General features: G+C 60.9%; 17 protein-coding genes. 11 read left to right on the top strand and 6 right to left on the bottom strand.

The features are described from left to right. The coding region (locus VMR39_RS25485) for an SDR family NAD(P)-dependent oxidoreductase (RefSeq protein ID WP_325420497.1) at window positions 1-180 on the bottom strand (180 nt) is incomplete at its 3' end. Between the two features lie 136 nt (window positions 181-316). Here VMR39_RS25485 and VMR39_RS25480 point away from each other — a divergent pair. The 4 genes from VMR39_RS25480 to VMR39_RS25465 all read left to right on the top strand — a co-directional run bounded on the left by VMR39_RS25480 (window position 317) and on the right by VMR39_RS25465 (window position 5,480). Beyond that, window positions 317-853 carry a nuclear transport factor 2 family protein gene (locus VMR39_RS25480; RefSeq protein ID WP_325420495.1) on the top strand — a complete coding sequence of 179 codons (537 nt, stop codon included), beginning with the start codon at window positions 317-319 and terminating at the stop codon, window positions 851-853. Window positions 854-892: 39 nt separating this feature from the next. Next, a complete protein-coding gene (locus VMR39_RS25475; protein WP_325420493.1) occupies window positions 893-3,163 on the top strand; it encodes a TonB-dependent receptor in 2,271 nt (756 codons plus the stop codon). 32 nt (window positions 3,164-3,195) lie between these two features. Next, window positions 3,196-4,269 (top strand): helix-turn-helix transcriptional regulator, encoded by a 1,074-nt coding sequence (locus tag VMR39_RS25470; RefSeq protein WP_325420491.1) that lies wholly within the window; start codon window positions 3,196-3,198, stop codon window positions 4,267-4,269. A gap of 98 nt (window positions 4,270-4,367) precedes the next feature. Beyond that, entirely contained in the window at window positions 4,368-5,480 is a 1,113-nt protein-coding gene (locus VMR39_RS25465; protein WP_325420489.1) for an LLM class flavin-dependent oxidoreductase, read from the top strand. A 99-nt stretch (window positions 5,481-5,579) separates the two neighbouring features. On the opposite strand, the gene VMR39_RS25460 is transcribed toward VMR39_RS25465, so the two are convergent. Together VMR39_RS25460 and VMR39_RS25455 are read right to left on the bottom strand one after the other, a co-directional pair. Next, window positions 5,580-6,443: an SDR family NAD(P)-dependent oxidoreductase gene (locus tag VMR39_RS25460; RefSeq protein WP_325420487.1), complete on the bottom strand. Its 864-nt coding sequence runs from the start codon at window positions 6,441-6,443 to the stop codon at window positions 5,580-5,582. A 12-nt stretch (window positions 6,444-6,455) separates the two neighbouring features. Beyond that, window positions 6,456-7,535: a Rieske 2Fe-2S domain-containing protein gene (locus tag VMR39_RS25455; protein WP_325420485.1), complete on the bottom strand. Its 1,080-nt coding sequence runs from the start codon at window positions 7,533-7,535 to the stop codon at window positions 6,456-6,458. 178 nt (window positions 7,536-7,713) lie between these two features. Between VMR39_RS25455 and VMR39_RS25450 the strand changes: the two genes are divergently transcribed. Further along, window positions 7,714-8,139: a nuclear transport factor 2 family protein gene (locus VMR39_RS25450; protein ID WP_325420483.1), complete on the top strand. Its 426-nt coding sequence runs from the start codon at window positions 7,714-7,716 to the stop codon at window positions 8,137-8,139. Between the two features lie 231 nt (window positions 8,140-8,370). On the opposite strand, the gene VMR39_RS25445 is transcribed toward VMR39_RS25450, so the two are convergent. After that, complete coding sequence (locus VMR39_RS25445) at window positions 8,371-8,592, bottom strand: hypothetical protein (RefSeq protein WP_325420481.1); 222 nt, start codon at window positions 8,590-8,592, stop codon at window positions 8,371-8,373. Between the two features lie 167 nt (window positions 8,593-8,759). Here VMR39_RS25445 and VMR39_RS25440 point away from each other — a divergent pair, with 167 nt between their 5' ends. Together VMR39_RS25440 and VMR39_RS25435 are read left to right on the top strand one after the other, a co-directional pair. After that, window positions 8,760-9,503, top strand: a complete 744-nt coding sequence (locus tag VMR39_RS25440) for a helix-turn-helix domain-containing protein (protein WP_325420479.1) — start codon at window positions 8,760-8,762, stop codon at window positions 9,501-9,503. 232 nt (window positions 9,504-9,735) lie between these two features. Next, window positions 9,736-10,524: an SDR family oxidoreductase gene (locus tag VMR39_RS25435; protein ID WP_325420477.1), complete on the top strand. Its 789-nt coding sequence runs from the start codon at window positions 9,736-9,738 to the stop codon at window positions 10,522-10,524. 180 nt (window positions 10,525-10,704) lie between these two features. On the opposite strand, the gene VMR39_RS25430 is transcribed toward VMR39_RS25435, so the two are convergent. After that, window positions 10,705-11,175 (bottom strand): nuclear transport factor 2 family protein, encoded by a 471-nt coding sequence (locus VMR39_RS25430; protein WP_325420475.1) that lies wholly within the window; start codon window positions 11,173-11,175, stop codon window positions 10,705-10,707. Window positions 11,176-11,317: 142 nt separating this feature from the next. Here VMR39_RS25430 and VMR39_RS25425 point away from each other — a divergent pair, with 142 nt between their 5' ends. Further along, entirely contained in the window at window positions 11,318-12,064 is a 747-nt protein-coding gene (locus VMR39_RS25425) for an SDR family NAD(P)-dependent oxidoreductase (RefSeq protein WP_325420473.1), read from the top strand. 87 nt (window positions 12,065-12,151) lie between these two features. Here the strand turns inward: VMR39_RS25425 and VMR39_RS25420 are convergent, their stop codons facing one another. Further along, a complete protein-coding gene (locus VMR39_RS25420; protein ID WP_325420471.1) occupies window positions 12,152-14,713 on the bottom strand; it encodes a TonB-dependent receptor in 2,562 nt (853 codons plus the stop codon). A gap of 516 nt (window positions 14,714-15,229) precedes the next feature. Between VMR39_RS25420 and VMR39_RS25415 the strand changes: the two genes are divergently transcribed. The 3 genes from VMR39_RS25415 to VMR39_RS25405 form a co-directional block, all read left to right on the top strand. Next, the gene (locus tag VMR39_RS25415; protein ID WP_325420468.1) at window positions 15,230-16,405 is read left to right on the top strand and encodes a sulfotransferase; all 1,176 of its coding nucleotides are present in this window, start codon (window positions 15,230-15,232) and stop codon (window positions 16,403-16,405) included. 201 nt (window positions 16,406-16,606) lie between these two features. Continuing rightward, window positions 16,607-17,050 carry a nuclear transport factor 2 family protein gene (locus VMR39_RS25410; protein ID WP_325420466.1) on the top strand — a complete coding sequence of 148 codons (444 nt, stop codon included), beginning with the start codon at window positions 16,607-16,609 and terminating at the stop codon, window positions 17,048-17,050. Further along, window positions 17,047-17,296, top strand: a 250-nt coding sequence (locus VMR39_RS25405) for an SDR family NAD(P)-dependent oxidoreductase (RefSeq protein ID WP_325420464.1), incomplete at its 3' end; no start/stop codon positions are given. The genes VMR39_RS25410 and VMR39_RS25405, both read left to right, overlap by 4 nt.

Here is a 17,296-nt window from a genome sequence, read left to right as displayed (position 1 = left end):
GACAACGATCGGCTGATGAGGCGGCGTCCGCCCGCAGGTGGCGACGTCATAGCCTTCGGCCAGCAATCGCCTCACGATCGCCGCGCCAATACCCCTCGTCCCGCCCGTGACTATGGCGAATTTGCCCCGGCCTGTCTCGCTCACGTCGCATCCTTTCCTTGCGGGCTTAGCCCATAGCATTTTCCTGTCGATGCCCCTATCCCAATCGCCCCGCGCACCGCCACTTATAAATGCGGCTTAATCTGTAGATTGTTACGCAGATTGGGTATATAATGAAAAATAAACGCCATATTGCGTTATATCAGGAGAGAGTTGGATGGCCTACACCCTTCAACAGCTGAGCGATCTGGAAAACATCCGGACGCTCAAGCATCGCTATTTCAGGGGGATCGATACCGCCGATCTGGATCTTCTGCGGCCGCTATTCACCGCCGATATCGACGTAGATTATCGCGGCGGCACCTATCGCGTGCAACTGGCGGGGCGCGACAATATGATCGAATTCCTGGCCAACAGCTTCCATTCGGGCGCGGTCGCTATGCACCATGGCCATATGCCTGAAATCACGCTGACGGGCGAGGATAGCGCCGAGGGCATCTGGTATTTGGAAGACATCTTCATCGACGTCGAACGCCAGCTCCACACCACGGGGACCGCCATCTATCGCGACCAGTACCGACGCGAGGACGGCGACTGGAAGATCGCCAGCACCGAATATGACCGGGTCTATGAAATGATCCGGCCACTGGCGGCCGATGCCCAGATCAGCTGGCATCATCTGGCAAAGGCGGGCCGCAAGCCCGAAGAGCGTGGCGACATCAGCCACCTGATCACCTGGGATGCCGCCGCCTGATCCGGGCAACAAAACAACAAGGTTGATAAGGGGAAAATCATGTCTCGTCTGGCATTTGCCGTATCGTCGCTGGCCCTGCTGGCGGCGCCGGGCGTCGCATCGGCCCAAGGCTCGTCAGCGCCCGGCGCGAGCAGCCTGTCCGAAGGCAGCGACATCGTCGTCACCGCCCGCCGCCGCGAGGAACGGTTGCAGGATGTACCGATCGCCGTCAGCGCGGTCGACGCCTCGTCGCTCAACAGCCGCGGCCTCGACAATGTGACCCAGGTCAGCCAGATCGCGCCCAATATCCAGTTCACGCCGGGCCAGGGCGGCAATAGCGGTGGCATCGCACCCTTCATTCGGGGCGTGGGCGAAAATGACTTCATCATCACCTCCGACCCCGCAGTCGGCGTCTATATCGACGGCGTCTATGTCGCGCGCACTTTCGGCGCGACCACCGAATTGCTGGGCATCGACCGGATCGAGGTGCTGCGCGGACCGCAGGGGACGCTGTTCGGCAAGAACACGGTGGGCGGCGCGATCAACATCGTGTCTGCCGTGCCGGGCCAGCAGCAAAGGATCGAAGCCGACCTGCGCTATGGATCGTTCAACACCGTGCGGGGGCGTGTATATGCCGAAACGCCGTTATCGGACCGCTGGTCGCTGGGGATCGCGGCGCTCGGCGAATTTGGCGAGGGCTGGCAGAAAATCCCTTCTGGCAAGAATCTCGGCAACCGCAATGTCGTCGCAGGCAAGGCGGCGCTAAATTATGACGGCGAAGCGCTCGACGCCTTGTTGCAGGTCGACGGCCTGCGTCGGCGTCAGCACAGCGCCCCTCACAGCATGATCGCCTTCACGCCGACCTTCTTTTCGACCCTGCAATCCACCTTCCTTGCACCCTGCTGCACCGTGCCCGGCGACATCGACCGCACCGACAGCACGCCCGCGCTTAACAAGGACCAGACCGACGCGTTCAACACATCGCTGACGCTGACCGCCGATCTGGGTAGCGCGACGCTGAAGTCGATCACCGCCTATCGCTATGTCGACGCCCTGTTCGGCCGCGATGGCGACGCGTCGGCAGCGGTCAACTATGCGGGCGACATCCATGACGAGAAGGCGCGGCAAATCAGCCAGGAACTGCAATTGTCGTTGGACCTTGGCGGGCGCGGCACATTGCTGCTCGGCGCTTTCGCCTATCGGGAAAAGACGCGAGACAATACCCGGTTGATCGTTGCAGACGGGCTTTATCCGGCGCTCGTCGCGGCTGGACTCGATCCTCTCCCGGTCGCGCCGGGCATTGCCATCCCCGCCTCCTCGCTCGACTTCAACATCGATTTTCGCAACCGCCAGCGGACGGACAATCTGGCCCTGTTCGCCAACGGCAATTACGAACTGGTCGATGGCCTGTCGCTGGAACTGGGCGCGCGATATACCTGGGAAAAGAAGAAGTTCAGCCAGTCGGCCATACGCATCTACTCGGGCGAGCCGCTGCTCGCCGGAACGCCGAGCTACACGCTTGAAAAGAGCTGGGACGCCTTCACGCCCCGCGCCTCGCTGTCCTACAAGCTGCGGCCGAACCTGATGACCTATGCGTCCTTCTCCAAGGGCTTCCGCTCCGGCGGCTTCAACGGGCGCCCGACCTCGCTGGAGGAAATCGGTTCCTATGATCCCGAGCATCTGACGGCCTATGAAGCGGGCATCAAGGCGGGCTTCGGGCGGATCGCGACGATCAACCTAGCCGTCTTCCGCAATGAATATCGCGACCAGCAGATATTGGTGTCGACCGTCAGCCCGACCAGCGGCCTGATCGTCGTGCGCAACGAAAATGCGGGTCGCTCGCGTATTCAGGGTATCGAGCTGGAGGGCAATTTCCATGTCACGCCACGCTTCACTCTGACCAGCGCGCTCGGCTTGCTCGACGCAAAATATCTGAACTATGTTTCAGTCATCAACGGCGTGCCGACCGATGTAAGCAACCGGCAGTTGAAGCAGGCTCCCGACATCACTGCCAATGCCAGCGCAGTCTATCAGGCGCCTGTGAGCGAGCAGATGGAAGCTGTGCTCCGGCTTGATGTCGCCTATAAGAGCGAAGTCTATGTCGACGCCGAAAACACACCGCTGCTGCGTCAGCCCGACCACGCGATCCTCAACGCGAGTGCGGAGCTTCGCTTTGCCGACACCGGCTTGTCGGTGCGCGCGGGCGTCGACAATATCACCAACCGGCGCATCATCACGGCGGGTTATGACGCATCCACCAGCTTCGGTTTCACGGAGGCTTATTACTCGCCGCCGCGGCGCTACAGCGTCACACTGGCCTGGCGGCGATGATAATAGAATTTGCCGGTCGGCTGGGGCAACCCATGGGCGATGACACCGCCTTTGTCGACCTGCTCGAAACCCTGTACGGCGGCCTCACCCGGTCGCCGCCATGGGAGGATTTTCTGCGAGCGCTGGCGGCGGCCACCGGCACGACCTATGCAACGATACTGATCGGCCGGGGCTGCGCCGGGATCGACGCCCATGTGACGCCGGGGGCGGACCCCGACCACACACAGCAATATCAGCAGATATCGGAGGCCGACCCGTTTGTCGGCCTGCCCGAAGGGCAGGTGGTGTCTTTCAGCGATTTCGTGAACCATATTCCAGCGCGCTTCCAACATTGGATGGACGTCGCGCGCACTGGACAGATTTTAGGCGTCGATCTGTACCGATCGCCTGACATTTCGATCCGCCTTCGCCTGACGCGTGACGACAGTAGCGACGATTTTAGGGACGTGGAAAAGGCACTTCTCGAACGCCTGATTCCCCATTTGCGGATCGCACTCGACCTGCATGCGCGTCTTACGACCACCCAGGCGGAGAGCCAGTTGTTCAGCAGCGCCATGGCCGATCTGGCCGTGGCGACCCTGATCCTGGATCGCGGCGGACGGATACTGCGGCGCAATGCGGTCGCGGCGCGAATGCTGGAGGATGGCAGGATCTGGACGGAAAAAGGCGGCAAGCTGGAACCCCGCACCCATAGCGTCGCGCGGACCATCGCCCAAATTCTCGCTTCGCCGCCCCTGGCCGGCGAGGAATGCCAGTTCGAGGTCGCGACGCCTGATGGCCAGCTATTGCATGGACAGGCGCGTGCCGTTCCCTCCTCGGCTTATGCGGACGGCGCCTGGCTGGCGCTATTCCTGGCCGATCCAGTCCAGCCCAGCGGCCCGTCCAGCGCTATGCTCCGCGATCGATACCAACTCACCAGATCGGAGGCGGCCCTGGCCCTTCTGCTCGCCGAAGGCGCGTCGCTGGCCGATGCAGCCACCGAACTCGACATCGCGTACAATACCGCCCGGTCCCACCTGCGCGCGATCTTCACCAAAACAGGGACGCATCGACAGGTTCAACTCGTCACAATGCTGCGGACGGTCGGCCAGGATCAAAGAATCTGATCCAATTGGAGGATGTGATCCCCTCGACCCGATCCTAGCCTCTCCTGAAGAGAACAAAGGAGAGGCTCATGCGGTTTTCGATCATCTAGGAAGCGCAGATGGCGGATACGTCGCGCGAAAATGAACAGCAGGTGTTCCGCGACATCGTCGACCAGGCGATCCTTGCCGAGGAAATGGGTTTCGACGTGATCTGGGCCGTGGAACATACCGCGCTCACCCAATATGCCCACATGTCCGCGCCCGAAACCTTCCTCGCCTATCTGGCGGGGCGAACCAGTCGCATCGGCATCGGCCATGGTGTCGTCTGCCTGCCGCCCGCCATGAACCATCCGGTCAAGGTGGCCGAACGCATCGCCACGCTCGACATACTGTCCGGCGGGCGGGTGCATTTCGGCATGGGCAAGGGCGGCACCCAACAGGAAGCAGGTACCTTCGGCTATAATCTCGAAGACCTTCCGCCGATGATCGACGAGAGCATGTATCTGATCCCCAAGATACTGAAACATGGCGAGATCGAGCATGACGGCCAGTTCGTGACGATCCCCTTCCGCCCCATCCACCCCAGCCCGATGCAGGATCCGCATCCGCCGCTCTACATGGCCTGTACCCGCGCCGACACGCTTACGACCGCAGGCGAGCGGGGCATCGGGGCGCTGGTGCTGGGCTTTGCCGGACCGGACGATATCGCAAAGAAGAACGCCATCTACCGCGAAGCCTTCGCCAACCGAAAGGCGGAGGATCAGGTGGGCTATCGCCCGAACAATCATCTGGCGGCGCTGTGCCCGGCACTCGTGCTGGAAGACCGCGAAAAGGCACGCCGCATCGGCCTGCGTGGTCAGCGCTTTTTTGTGGAATCGCTCGGCCATTGGTATTCCGGTGGCCCTGCGCCCGATGTCGAGGATTTGGACGCAAGCGAAAGCATCGCCGCGCTCCAGCGCCATAAGGAAGAAACCGTCGCCTGGCTCTCCGGCGAAAAAATCGCAGTCGGCGGCCACCATACCGAAAGTTTCGAGGTGACTGAGGACGCCTATGGCACGGCGCAGGACTGTATCCGGCATGTGCAACGGCTGTTTGATGCCGGCGCGGACGAGATCCTCTTCATGTTCCAGATGGGCGGCATCCCGCATGAAGCGATCATGGAGACGATCCGCAATATCGGCGAGAAGGTGATCCCGCATTTCCACGAGCAGGCCGCGCTTGCCGCCGAATGACTGATCCTGGCCGGTCGGGACATGCTGCGTCCTGCCCGACCGCAAGCGACAGCAACGCATGATCCGGGGCGCCGTCACGACGACGCCCCGACCCTCCGTTCAGGTGACGATAGCAGGGTGCGCGATGCGCGGATCGCCCAGCATCGCGCGATAGGATGGCGGCGTGCGGCCGCCCGCCTCGGTAATGCCATAGCGCTGTGCTACCTCCGCGGCGATCAGCGTTTGGCCGTTCAACTCTTCGCGCACAGGATCGTCATGGATCGCGGCGATCACACGGCCGTTGAATTCCGGCGTTTCCGCATCGGCCATGAATTTTTCATATTGTTCAGGATGCTCGGCCAACGTCTGCTTGCTCCGCTCCGTCAGCAGCGGTCCCATCCAGAGCGCGATGGCCGCGACCCCGGTGCCCCGGAAATCGACGCCCATGTCGGCCGCGAATTTGTCGACGCCCGCCTTCTGCGCGCCATAGGCCGCGCCGTGCATGTAGCAGACCGAACCGAAGGAGGAAGTGAAGGCAATGAGGCCGCTTTTGGCCGGCACCATCATTCGCGCGGCATGCCAACTCGCCAGATAATGAGAGCGCAGCCCCACATCGAGGATATTCACCAGATCAGGCGACTTTTCCCAGAAAGGACCGGGCCGGACCAGATCGTCGTGCAGAGCGGCAACATTGTTGACGAGGATGTCCAGCCGTCCGCTTTCCTCGCGCACGCGATCGAACAGCGCAGCGATGGCGGCTTCGTCGCCATGGTCGACCTGCACCGCCCGGCCTTCGCCGCCCGCAGCATCGACCTGTGCCGCCGTAGCCCCGATCGTACCGGGCAGCGCAGCATCCCCTTCGCGCACCGAGCGGCCGGTGACATAGACGCGATAGCCCTTTTCGCCTAGCGCCGCTGCGATCCCGCGACCCGCACCCCGGCTCGCGCCGGTGACGATCGCCACCGGACGTTCACACCTCTCCATCCTTTATCTCCTTCAGGCCGCAGCCGTAGTGCTGCGCTTGTCCAGTGTCACATGCGTGCCGTTGGCGCGCTTCTGCCACTCGGGCGCCTTATCGCGCGGATTGTAGAATTGCTTGTACCAAAGACGGACCTTGCCATAGGGACCGTCATTGGGAACCACCATGGGATTGAGGCAGGCACGCTTGTTCTGCCAGATCTCGACATCCTGCGCGAAGGCCAGGCGGCTCCCCTCCTGATATTCCAGCGCGGCGGCGCGTAGTTCGTCCGTGACCGGGGCCGAACCGTCATTCACCTGCACCATCAACCCGTGCCAGACGCGGATCTTGCCATCCTCGATCGGCGTATGAGTGATCATAATGAAGCTGTTGAAGGTTCCCTCCATCTCCGACTGGAGAATCGACGGGCCGGTATACCAGGTGTCGAGCGTCAGCACGTCTTCCGGGTTGAGCGTCAGAGTGCGGTGGCCCGCCGCATAATATTGGTGGACGACGTGGTCCTTGAACTCATTGGCGAAGTAGACGAAGTCTTTCGCGCCATGGATCGGGACGAAATGGCCATAATCGGCCATATTGTCGACAACTTCGATCGGATGGATGTCGAGATCGCCCATATAGTCGATCTTCCAGTTCACCCAACCTGGTGCATCGAAATGACCGCCAAAGTCGGGGAGATCGAAATCAGGTTCCAGTCCCTCGGGATCATGCCACATCCAGATCGTCCCGGCGCGCTCGATCACCGGGAAGGTCTTGAGCCTGGCCGCCTTGGGCACGAAATCCGAATAAGGGATGCTCTTGCAGGCCCCGTCGGGACCATATTGCCAGCCATGGAAGGGGCAACGGATCGATTCGCCCTGCACCTGCTCCCCGTCGCGCACGATATAGGACGTGCTGTTCTTCGCGAGATGTGCGCCCATATGCGGGCAATATGCCTCCACCACGTAAGGCGCGCCACTTTCGCCGCGATAGATCACCAGATCCTGGCCGAAATAGCGTATGGGCTGGGGCGTCATCGTCGCCTCTGCACTTTCGCCGATCATAAACCAGCCACGGGGAAACTGAAACTCACCCAGACGATAGTCCGAAGACGTAGCCATAAATCATCCTCTCGCTTGCAGCGGCAAGCTAGCATGAAGGGTGGCCGAACTCCACCCTGCGCCGGCCGCCCACACCAAAAATTTCTGACACTTCTACGCAAACAAGCGTCAATTAAACATGATTATATGTTAAATGCGGTTTTTATGTCAGATAAATTAATGCTGAGGAGCGAGCGACATGAGTGAGAGCGCTGACGATGGGACCAGCCAATGCCCCACCGTCGCAAGCCATGCGGCGATGCGCGCTGCGCTGGAAGCCTATGTGGACCGAATCAACAAGGGGGACAAGAACGGCATCCTGGCGCTGTTCGCGCCCGACGCCGTGATAGAGGATCCCGTGGGCGCACCCACCCGGTCCGGCAAAGCGATTGAGACCTGGTTCGCCGATACAATTACCTTCGGAACCCGGATCCGCCCCGTCGCCCCGATCAGGGGTTCGCATGCCAATGCAGCCGCGCTGATATTCGAGGTGACATTCCGACCACCTGATGGCCCGCCCATGCTGATCCGATCCCTGGATGTCTGCACCTTCGACGGTGAAGGGCGAATCACCAGCCTCAAGGCCTATTGGGGGCCTGATGATGTGGACATTCTTCCCTGTTGACCAGGCCAGAAGTGCCGAGAGCCGCGCCTCGATACGCAACCCCTCGGCGAAATGCGGATCGGGCGGCAGCGAGCAGTTCCACCACCTCAATCAGATGCCCTTCCGGATCGGTGACGAAAGCCACCTTAACCCCATGTTCGGCCCTGACCTCGACCTCCGTGACAACCGCGCCGCCCGCTGCCTTGGCCCGCCCCACGAAGGCGGTCACATCGGGGGTCTGGAAACCCAGTATCACCTCCTCATTGGCAGGCGCCGCCCGATGCATAAACTTGAACAACACCAGCGTCGAACCGCCCGCCACTGGAACAGGATTTCGACAATCTTGCGATCTCCAACCGCGTCCTGAATGCGTCCCACCTCCGTCAAACCAGCAACCTCCTTGTAGAAGGTGGCCATCGCCTCCAGGTTCCGTACCACCAGCTTGGTAAAACCGAAATGAGCCTTGCCCGACATGCCTTGCCCTCCTTCGTGAAATCACGGTCGACCCAACGCACGTAATCGGATCAATATTTAACGATTTCGTTTAATATATCGCCGTAAATTTTCTACATCACTACGCAATTATGAATGCAACCCATACCTGCCCGCACAGCCCTCCCCGCTTGCCAGTGAAGGCACCGATGCGTAAAGCTGAACTGGCGGCGGTGCCGCGAAAGGCCTTGAACGAGCGCCTTTTTCCCAAGGAGTTTGCAAACCCGCCAATGCCCGCCGTCCGCCTTTCCAGCGCCGACCGTCGCAATTCCATCATTTCCGCGGCGAAAGCCGTGTTCGCGCGCTACGGACTGGAAGGCGCACGCACGCAGCAGATCGCGCAGGCCGCCGGCGTATCCGAGGCTCTGATCTTTCGCCACTTCGCGACCAAGACGCATATATATCGCGCGGTGTTACGGGAAGTGATCGCCGAACAGAACGCCACATTCAGCGCAATGGACACGGTGGAGGCCAGCGCGGACGGCGCGCTGGAGATTATCCGCAGGCTGGTGGATCACGCCATGAAGGGCGCGGAGGCGGACAATGTCGCAGGGATGCGGATGGTTGTCGGCAGCCTGGCTGGCGATGGCGGTTATGCGCGCCTCATCTATCGCCGCGCGCTGCGCCTATCCCTGCCTGCGCTGGACAGCGCGCTGGCGGCGGCGCGGGCGGAGGGTGCGATCACTGGTGCAGCCATCGCCACGGTCAACGCGGTCGCTTTTCTGGAGCATGTCGGCACGATGATGCTCATGGCGCATTGCCACAGCCGCACGGCAATCCCCTATGATGACGACGATCGTCGGGTGAAACGGGACGCCATATTGTTCTGCGCGCGTGGGCTGGGCATAGCGGAAAATCGCATCCAAACCTTCCTGGATCGCTTTTATGCGTAGAACTATTAGCATGTGTTACGCTTAATTATAAGATTGCGCGCATTTTACTTTCAATTGGCGTATTGCCATGAACCTACCATTATCCTATCAGCCCTTCATCGGAGAGGGTTGATGCGCAGCCACCTGCTGCGAAAGCGTCTCTTCAGGCACAATGACCCCTGCCCAACAGGGACAACATAGCGATGATGCCGGTCCGACAAGGCTGCACGTCGGGATAGTGAGGAGAGACACTATGCTGCTGAAGGACAAGGTCGCAATCATCAGTGGGGTCGGGCCCGGAATGGGCCAGGCGCTCGCCCGAATTGCCGCCGCCGAAGGCGCATCCGTGGCTCTGGCCGCCCGCAATCAGGGCTTCATCGAACAGGTTCGCGACGAGATCATCGCCAGGGGCGGCAAGGCGATCGCCATCCCCTGCGATGTATCGGACGAGGGTCAGTGTGCTGCCCTTGCCGAGCAGACCGCAGCAGCCTTTGGCGAGCGCATTCATGGCCTGGTCAACAGTGCCTATTATCATGGCGACTGGAGCTTCGTCGAAAACAGCGACGTCGCGGATCTGGCCAAGGCCTTCGATGTCAATTGTCTGGGCGCCCTGCGCCTGACCCGCGCCTGCATCCCCTATCTGCGCGACGGTGGCGCGGTGGTGAACGTCTCCACCATGGCCACGGTGCGCCCCTATGGTGGCGAACATGGCATGGAAATGGGCTATGCCGTTGCCAAGGGCGCGCTCAACACGCTCGGCAAATATATGGCAACCGACCTCGGCCGCTTCGGCATCCGGGTGAACACCTGCCGCATGGGCTGGATTCATGGCGATCCCGTCGAACAGCATATCCAATCCCAAGTCGACGCCGGTTTTCCGCGGGATGACGTCATCGCGAGCATCACCCGCGAGATTCCAATCGGCAGGATCCCGCCGGAGGATGACTGCGCCCGCGCCGTGCTGATGATGATTTCCGACTATTCCCGTGTCGTCAGCGGCGCGGCGCTGGACGTCAACGGGGGCCACTGGATGGCGCCCTGAGACCGGGTCCGTTCCCGCCCTGCATCGCTGAACATCAGGAGCCCGGCTCGGGCCGCGGCGCCATCGCGCCGATCACATCGGCGCCATATGAGCCAGCGCCCATATCCCTTCATTTCTCCGCCGACGGCACCAGCGTTCATATCTCGCTATTCGCGGGATCGCCCGATCGGCGGTTCCAGATTATGACGCCGCCACGTCCGCGATCGACGGGATCGCCGGCATAACAGGGACATTATGGGCATAGCCTATCTCTTCGTAGCGCTCGGCGATGCGCCAGCCCTGGTTCGTGCGGACCAGATAGTCGCGATACCAGAGCCCGATGAAGAATATCTGCTCCTCTCCATCTTCCTTGCGATAGACCATCGGGTTGAACAGCACCGTGCGACTGCGTGCATTGTCACCGGAAAGGTCAAGCTTCGTCGTCGCGACCATATGCTGGTATCGGGGAAATTGCGCCATGACGACGGGCAACCAGGCTTTGATCTCCGCCACACTGCCCTTCGCCCCGCCAGTTTCGCTGTAGTCGATCGTCGCGTCGAGCGTGAATATATCGTCCAGCGCATCCCAGTCGCGTTCATCGATCGCATAGCTATAGCGCGACAGAAGATCCTGTATCTCCAGCCGGTCGGAAATTTCCTGAAGAGACAACATCAGGCACCCTCCTCCTTTCCATACCGGTTCATGGAATAGATTCGCTTCGCATTTTTACATGTTTGTGCGATATCATATTCATATTTGCGTAGGTATATGACACATATATCGCATAGAACAATCAGTGCGAGGGAGAGAGACGATGCGCCTGCAAGACAAGGTCGCAGTCGTTACAGGCGCCGCTTCGGGAATCGGCATGGCCGTCGCCAAAAAGCTGGCGACCGAAGGGGCGAAGATCGTGATCGGTGATCGGAACGCGGCGGGCGTGGAAGCTGTCGCCGACGGCATCGGCGCGGCCGCAACGGCCATGGCGCTCGATGTCGCGGACGAAGGCTCCGCTCGGGCGATCATCGACCGCACGGTGGCCCTACATGGCGGGCTGGATATTCTCTGCAATATCGCCGGCGTACTCGACTTCGGTCGTTTCGAAGACATCGACCGACGCCGTTGGGACCGTGTCATCTCGGTCAACCTCACCGGCGTCTATCATATGTGCCATGCGGCGATGCCGCATCTGATCGAACGGCGCGGCGCGATCGTCAACATGGCGTCGGCAGCGGGACTGGTCGGCGTGCCCTATAATTCCGCCTATTCGGCATCCAAACATGGCGTCGTGGGCCTGACCCGCGCGCTGGCTCTGGAATTTTCCAAAGAAGGCGTTCGCATCAACGCCGTCTGTCCCGGCGGGGTCAAGACGCCCATGGTACAACAAGCCCCGCCAGAAAATATCGACTGGCAAATGGTGATGCGGTCGGCATCCTGGCTCGATAGCGGCGAAATGGCCGAGCCGGAGGATATTGCCGATACCGTGGCCTTCCTCGCATCGTCGGATGCCCGACGCATCACCGGCGCGGCCTTCCCGGTCGATGGTGGCCAGACCGCCGGCTGAATTGCTCGCTTGCCGGTATGGCTTGGGAAGCTTCCGGCCCTTGCGTATCAGAGGGGGCAGCCCGCCGGCCGCCTCCCTTCCGACCGATCAACCGCCACCAAAGCTATATTTGACGCGCAGACCGTACATGCGCGGTTCGCCATAGAGCGTTGCCCAGTAGAGCAGCGCGCCTGCCTGATAGACGTCGGCATTGGAGATGCGATAGAGTTTGTTCGTCAAATTAGTCGCGAACAGGCCGACGTCGAAGCCTGATCCACCGATCTTGCGCCAGTCGATCGAGACGTTGAGCAGGCCGAACGGCTCCAGATAGGCGCCGGGTTGGTTTTGCGGCAGGTTAACGGCCTCGGTATATTGGCGCGACGTGTGCGAATAGTTCGCATAGAAGGCCAACGTACCGACATCATCGCCCAGCGGTTGCTCGGCCGATATATGCGCGCTCCAGATATAGGGCGCCGTATATTGGAAATCTAGGCAGGAAGAATCCGCGATGCCGCCCGGAGCGACCACACCGTTGCACGCCACCGTGCCCGCGCTGGAAACATATTGATATTTCTTGTAGCCGGCGTCCGTATAGCTGAAATTGCCGCCAATTTCGACGCCGGGGAACGGCCGCATCGACGCTTCCAGTTCAATGCCCTTGATCCGGGCGTCGGCGTTCAGCGTGCGCGCACCGCTGGCATTGGTAGCGGCGTTATAGTCGCCCGTCGCGCGCTGAATACCCTTATAGTCGGTCGAATACCCGGCAATATTCAAACGCAAAGGCACCGGGCCCAGGTGAAAATCCGACTTCATGCCAATCTCATAAGTCGTGACCTTCTCCGGATCGAACGTGCGCGTATCAGGATCGCCATCCTGCCCGAAGAATACGGCATAGGGATTGAACCCTCCTGCCTTGTAACTATGGCTGACCTTACCATAGAGCATGATGTCGCGCGTTACCTTGTAGTCGAGGCCGATCGTCCAGCTTGGCTGGCTCCACCGCTGCGACCCGTCGAAACGACAGGCGCTGATCGCCGTGCCCACCGGCACGACCAGGCCGCTGTCCTTGCCGCAGACGACCGTGCCTGCGGGAAGCGCATTGTTGAAATTATACTGGGTGGCGAAGCCGAAGACATGGTCCCAGGTCTGGCGATAGCCGCCGGTCAGCCGCACGCCCTCCAGCGACGGCGAAACCACGCCCAGATTCAGCGTGGCCTGCCCATAAAGGGCCTTGGACACGGTGCTGGTGCCATATTGTGCGGCATTGGCCTCGCACTGACCCGTCAACAGGGCGATGCAATAGACATTGGCGCGCGATCCCTGCAGGCCATCCGGGCGCTGGTCGAAATAGAAGCCGCCGATGGTCCAGTCGAGATGCCCGTCGAGCATCTTGCCCTGCAACTGCAATTCCTCCGACCAGACGCGAATATTGTCGCGGGGCAACTCGCTCGCCAGCGTTGGAAAATTATAGGTGACGGGGATCGAGGTTCCCGGCAGCGTCACGACCCCCGGCCCCGGCAGCACACCGGGGTCGATATCATGCTGTTGCAGTACCGTCGCATCGCCATCATAGCGATAGCCGACCTTCATCTTCTGATAGCTGGCGATGTTGCGCAGCGTCAGCGCATCGGACAGTTCGATGTCGGTCGTGTTGCTGATGCCCCAGGTCTGGGTCTTGGCGAAGGTATCGGTGGAGAAGCCAGTCTTTCGCGGCCCCCACGTGTCGGCCTGCGCCGTGGTCGCGCGATAGACGTCGCAGGAATAGCCGCCGACGAAGGCAACGGGAAACTCGCCGCAAAGACCGATCCCCGCCATCGCCCCGACATTGAAGCCCCGGTGAATCAGGCCCGCCCCATTGTTCCTGGAATGGGAACCATAGGCCATGGTATAGTTGCTGATCGCGTCGGTCGGCTTGAACATTATGCCGATACGCCCAGAATACCAATGCTCGTTGTCGCGATCCTTGTTCCACACTACATCATGGGTGTAACCGTCGCGGTCATGATAGGCGCCGACGACACGGATCGCGAGTTTGTCATTGATCGGCAGGTTCAGCGCGGCTTCGATATATTTGCGGTCGTAGTTGCCATATTCTCCCTTGATCCATCCGCCCAGTTCGTCGCCGGGCTTCTTGGGCACCAGCAGCACAGCGCCGCCCGTTGTGTTGCGGCCGAACAGGGTCCCCTGCGGGCCGGACAGAACCTGCATATTTTCAAGATCGATGAAATTGCCCGGACCACCCTGCTGGCTGAGCGTGATGCCCGCCGGCAGCGGGACTTCGTTCATGTAGACAACCACACCGGGTGACGCCTGAAACGTCGCGCCCTGACCGCGAATAGTGAAAGAATTTGAATCGCGCGATCCCTGACCATTGGGACCAACGACAAGCGACGGCACGCTGGCCTGCAGATCCTGTTCCTTGTTGACGCCCTGTTGCTCCAGTCGCTGGGGCGACAGCGCCGTGATCGAGATCGGCACGTCCTGCCCACGCTCCTCGCGTCGATTGGCGGTCACGATGATCTCGGCCATGCCCACCTGGCCAGCCTGATCGACGCCCTGATCCGCTGACTGCGCGGCGGCGATTGCCGGAAACAGCAGGGTGGACGGAGCCGTTCCAGCCAGAAGGAGAATGCAGCGCCGTCTGGAAATCCGCGAAACGCAAGAATTCATGTCTCTCTCCCAGTTCATCCGGCGGGCGAACGCCGGAATCTAGTGCGGTCACGTTGGACCATTGCGGGGAAGACCACCCATCAGGCGCGCGTTCGCACCCCTTGGTCGATCCTTGTCGACCATGAGCATGTATGAAAACCTCGGCCCTCTCCGCCTTCTTATCTTATTGTGCTGCTGCGCCGCCCAGGGCAGCAATCCCCGAAAAGCGGCTCACTGGACACCGTTCGTCAATGCCCGTTATGCGTATTAATGTCAAAGAAAATTTTGGAATTTGCCGCCTGTATAGCGCATATCGCGAATATATCATTGCATTTTACAGAGTGTATTAGATATGTTTGTACGCATAATGGCAGATGTGCGGCGCGCCGTGACTGATCACGCCGGGGTCAGGCCGATGACCGAGTATTCAAAGAAGCGGGAGAGTGACATGCCGGGATCAACGCCCTGCCTATCGCCAAAATGGCGCTGCCCTGCCCTATCCCACCATCCCTGATCTTCCTATACAGAGTGAGTTCCATGGCAACCCAGCCCGACCAGACCATTCCCATGCTCCTCAACCGCGAAACTCTGTTGGATCAGGCGCGCGCGAGGGCGAGGCTTGATGATTTCGGCGACCCCTGGTTCCTCGAACCCATGGACCGGTTCATCGCCGCCTCCAACAGCGAGGGCCGCCTGACTCCTGCGGGTCAGGCCTCCACGACCGAGGTGATCGTCAAGGGCCTCGTCAGCCGCCTGCGGATGGTCGAGGATATCAAGCGACACCCCGAAATCCTGGATGAAAAGCTGGAGGTCGCCGGCATTATCCTGGGCCTGCCGCGCACGGGCAGCACGATCTTCCAGCGCCTGCTCGCCAGCGCGCCGGGCATGACCGGCCTGCGCTGGTATGAGGCACAGAATTTCGCCCCCTTCCCCGGCGAGGAGCGAGGCAACCCGGTCGAGCGCCGCGCCTATGCACAGACGATGATCGATGGCTGGCTACAGCTGGCGCCCGAACTGGCGTCGATCCACCCGCTCGAACCCGATGCTCCCGATGAGGAGATACTCGTCCTCGGCCAGATGTTCGTCAGCACCATGGTCGAGGGCATGAATTTCGTGCCCAGTTTCACCCGCTGGCTGAACGGCTATGACCAGTCCAGGGGGCACGAGGATCTCAAGACCATCCTCCGATATCTCCAGTGGCAGGATCCGTCGCGGCGCCGCGCCAAATGGATTCTGAAAAGCCCGTCGAATCTGCCCTATGCCGAAGTCGCAGCAAAGGCCTTTCCCGACGCCCTGCTCATCATGACACACCGCGACCCGTTGCAGACCGTCCCCTCCTATGTCTCGATGCAGGCCGCGCTTTACAAACTGAGCGCCACGCTGACTGACAAGGAAGTGGGCGAATTCTGGTTTCCACGCCTTGTCGAATGGATGCGCATGTTCGAAGGTGCCCGCGAACGCATAGGTGAGCATCGTTTCATCGACATCGATTATCGCGAAGTCGGCAAGGAACCGATGGCACAGGCCGAACGCGTCCTGTCCCGCGTCGGCATCCCGGTCGACAACCGACTGGAGGCGGTGCTGACCGAATTTCTAGTCGGCAACAAGCGCGAACAGAGGCCGATGCACGACTATTCGCTGGAACGCTTCGGCCTGGACGAAGAGGCGATCAAGCGCGAATTCGCCGCCTATCGCGAGCGATATATAATTTGAGCGTGCGGATCAGTGAAAGGCCTGCCGATATTGCCGCGGCGCCAGTGCCCCCGCCCTCGGTTGCAAATTCCAGCGCCTTCGCGATCAGGCTCGTCGGCAATGTCTCCGTGCGGGCCATACCACGCCTGGCCGAACCGAAGGGCATAGGGTCGCATACTTCCAGCGACTACAGCTATATCGTTTCCGTAAGAGAGAAGACATATGAACATGGCAATCATGCTGGCCCATTATGAAATCGGCCGCGAACTCACGCGTTTCGCGCGCGCCATGGACGATCGCGACTGGGCGACGCTGAAGGGAATCCTGACCGACGACGCCACTGCGGATCTTGGCACAGGCATGCTGGCCGGAAGCGACGCAATCATCGCCCTGATCCGCCAATATCTCGACGTCTGCGGCACGAGCCAGCATCTGCTGGGCAACCTGATCGTCGAGGTGGATGGCGACAGCGCGACCAGCCGCGCCTATGTCAGCGACATGCATCTGGGCCCAGGCGACGCGCCGGAACCCAATTTCCGCACGCTCGGCGATTATCACGACCGCTGGCTTCGCATCGACGGGTGCTGGCGGCTGGCCGAACGGCGAAAACTCAACCGAGCCCTGATCGGGTCGATGGACGTATTCAAGAAAGAGAGGACTGAATGAGCCGTATTACCGTTGTCACCGGCGCAGCATCAGGCATCGGCGCCGCCACCGTCGAAAGGTTGACGCAGGCAGGCCAGCAAGTGATCGGCGTTGACCTGCGCAACGCCGACATAGAGGCGGATTTGGGCAATCCTGTCGGCCGCGCTCATATGGTGTCCGAGGTCGCACGGCTGGCCCCCGACGGCATTGATGCCGTGCTGGCCGGCGCCGGCATCTCACGGGGCGACATGCCGCGCGAAACCATCG

The sequence above is a fragment of the Sphingobium sp. genome, assembly GCF_035511395.1.
Lineage (GTDB): Bacteria > Pseudomonadota > Alphaproteobacteria > Sphingomonadales > Sphingomonadaceae > Sphingobium.
The sequence above is the reverse complement of the archived record's forward strand: the minus strand, read 5'-3'. Positions and strand labels throughout refer to the sequence as shown.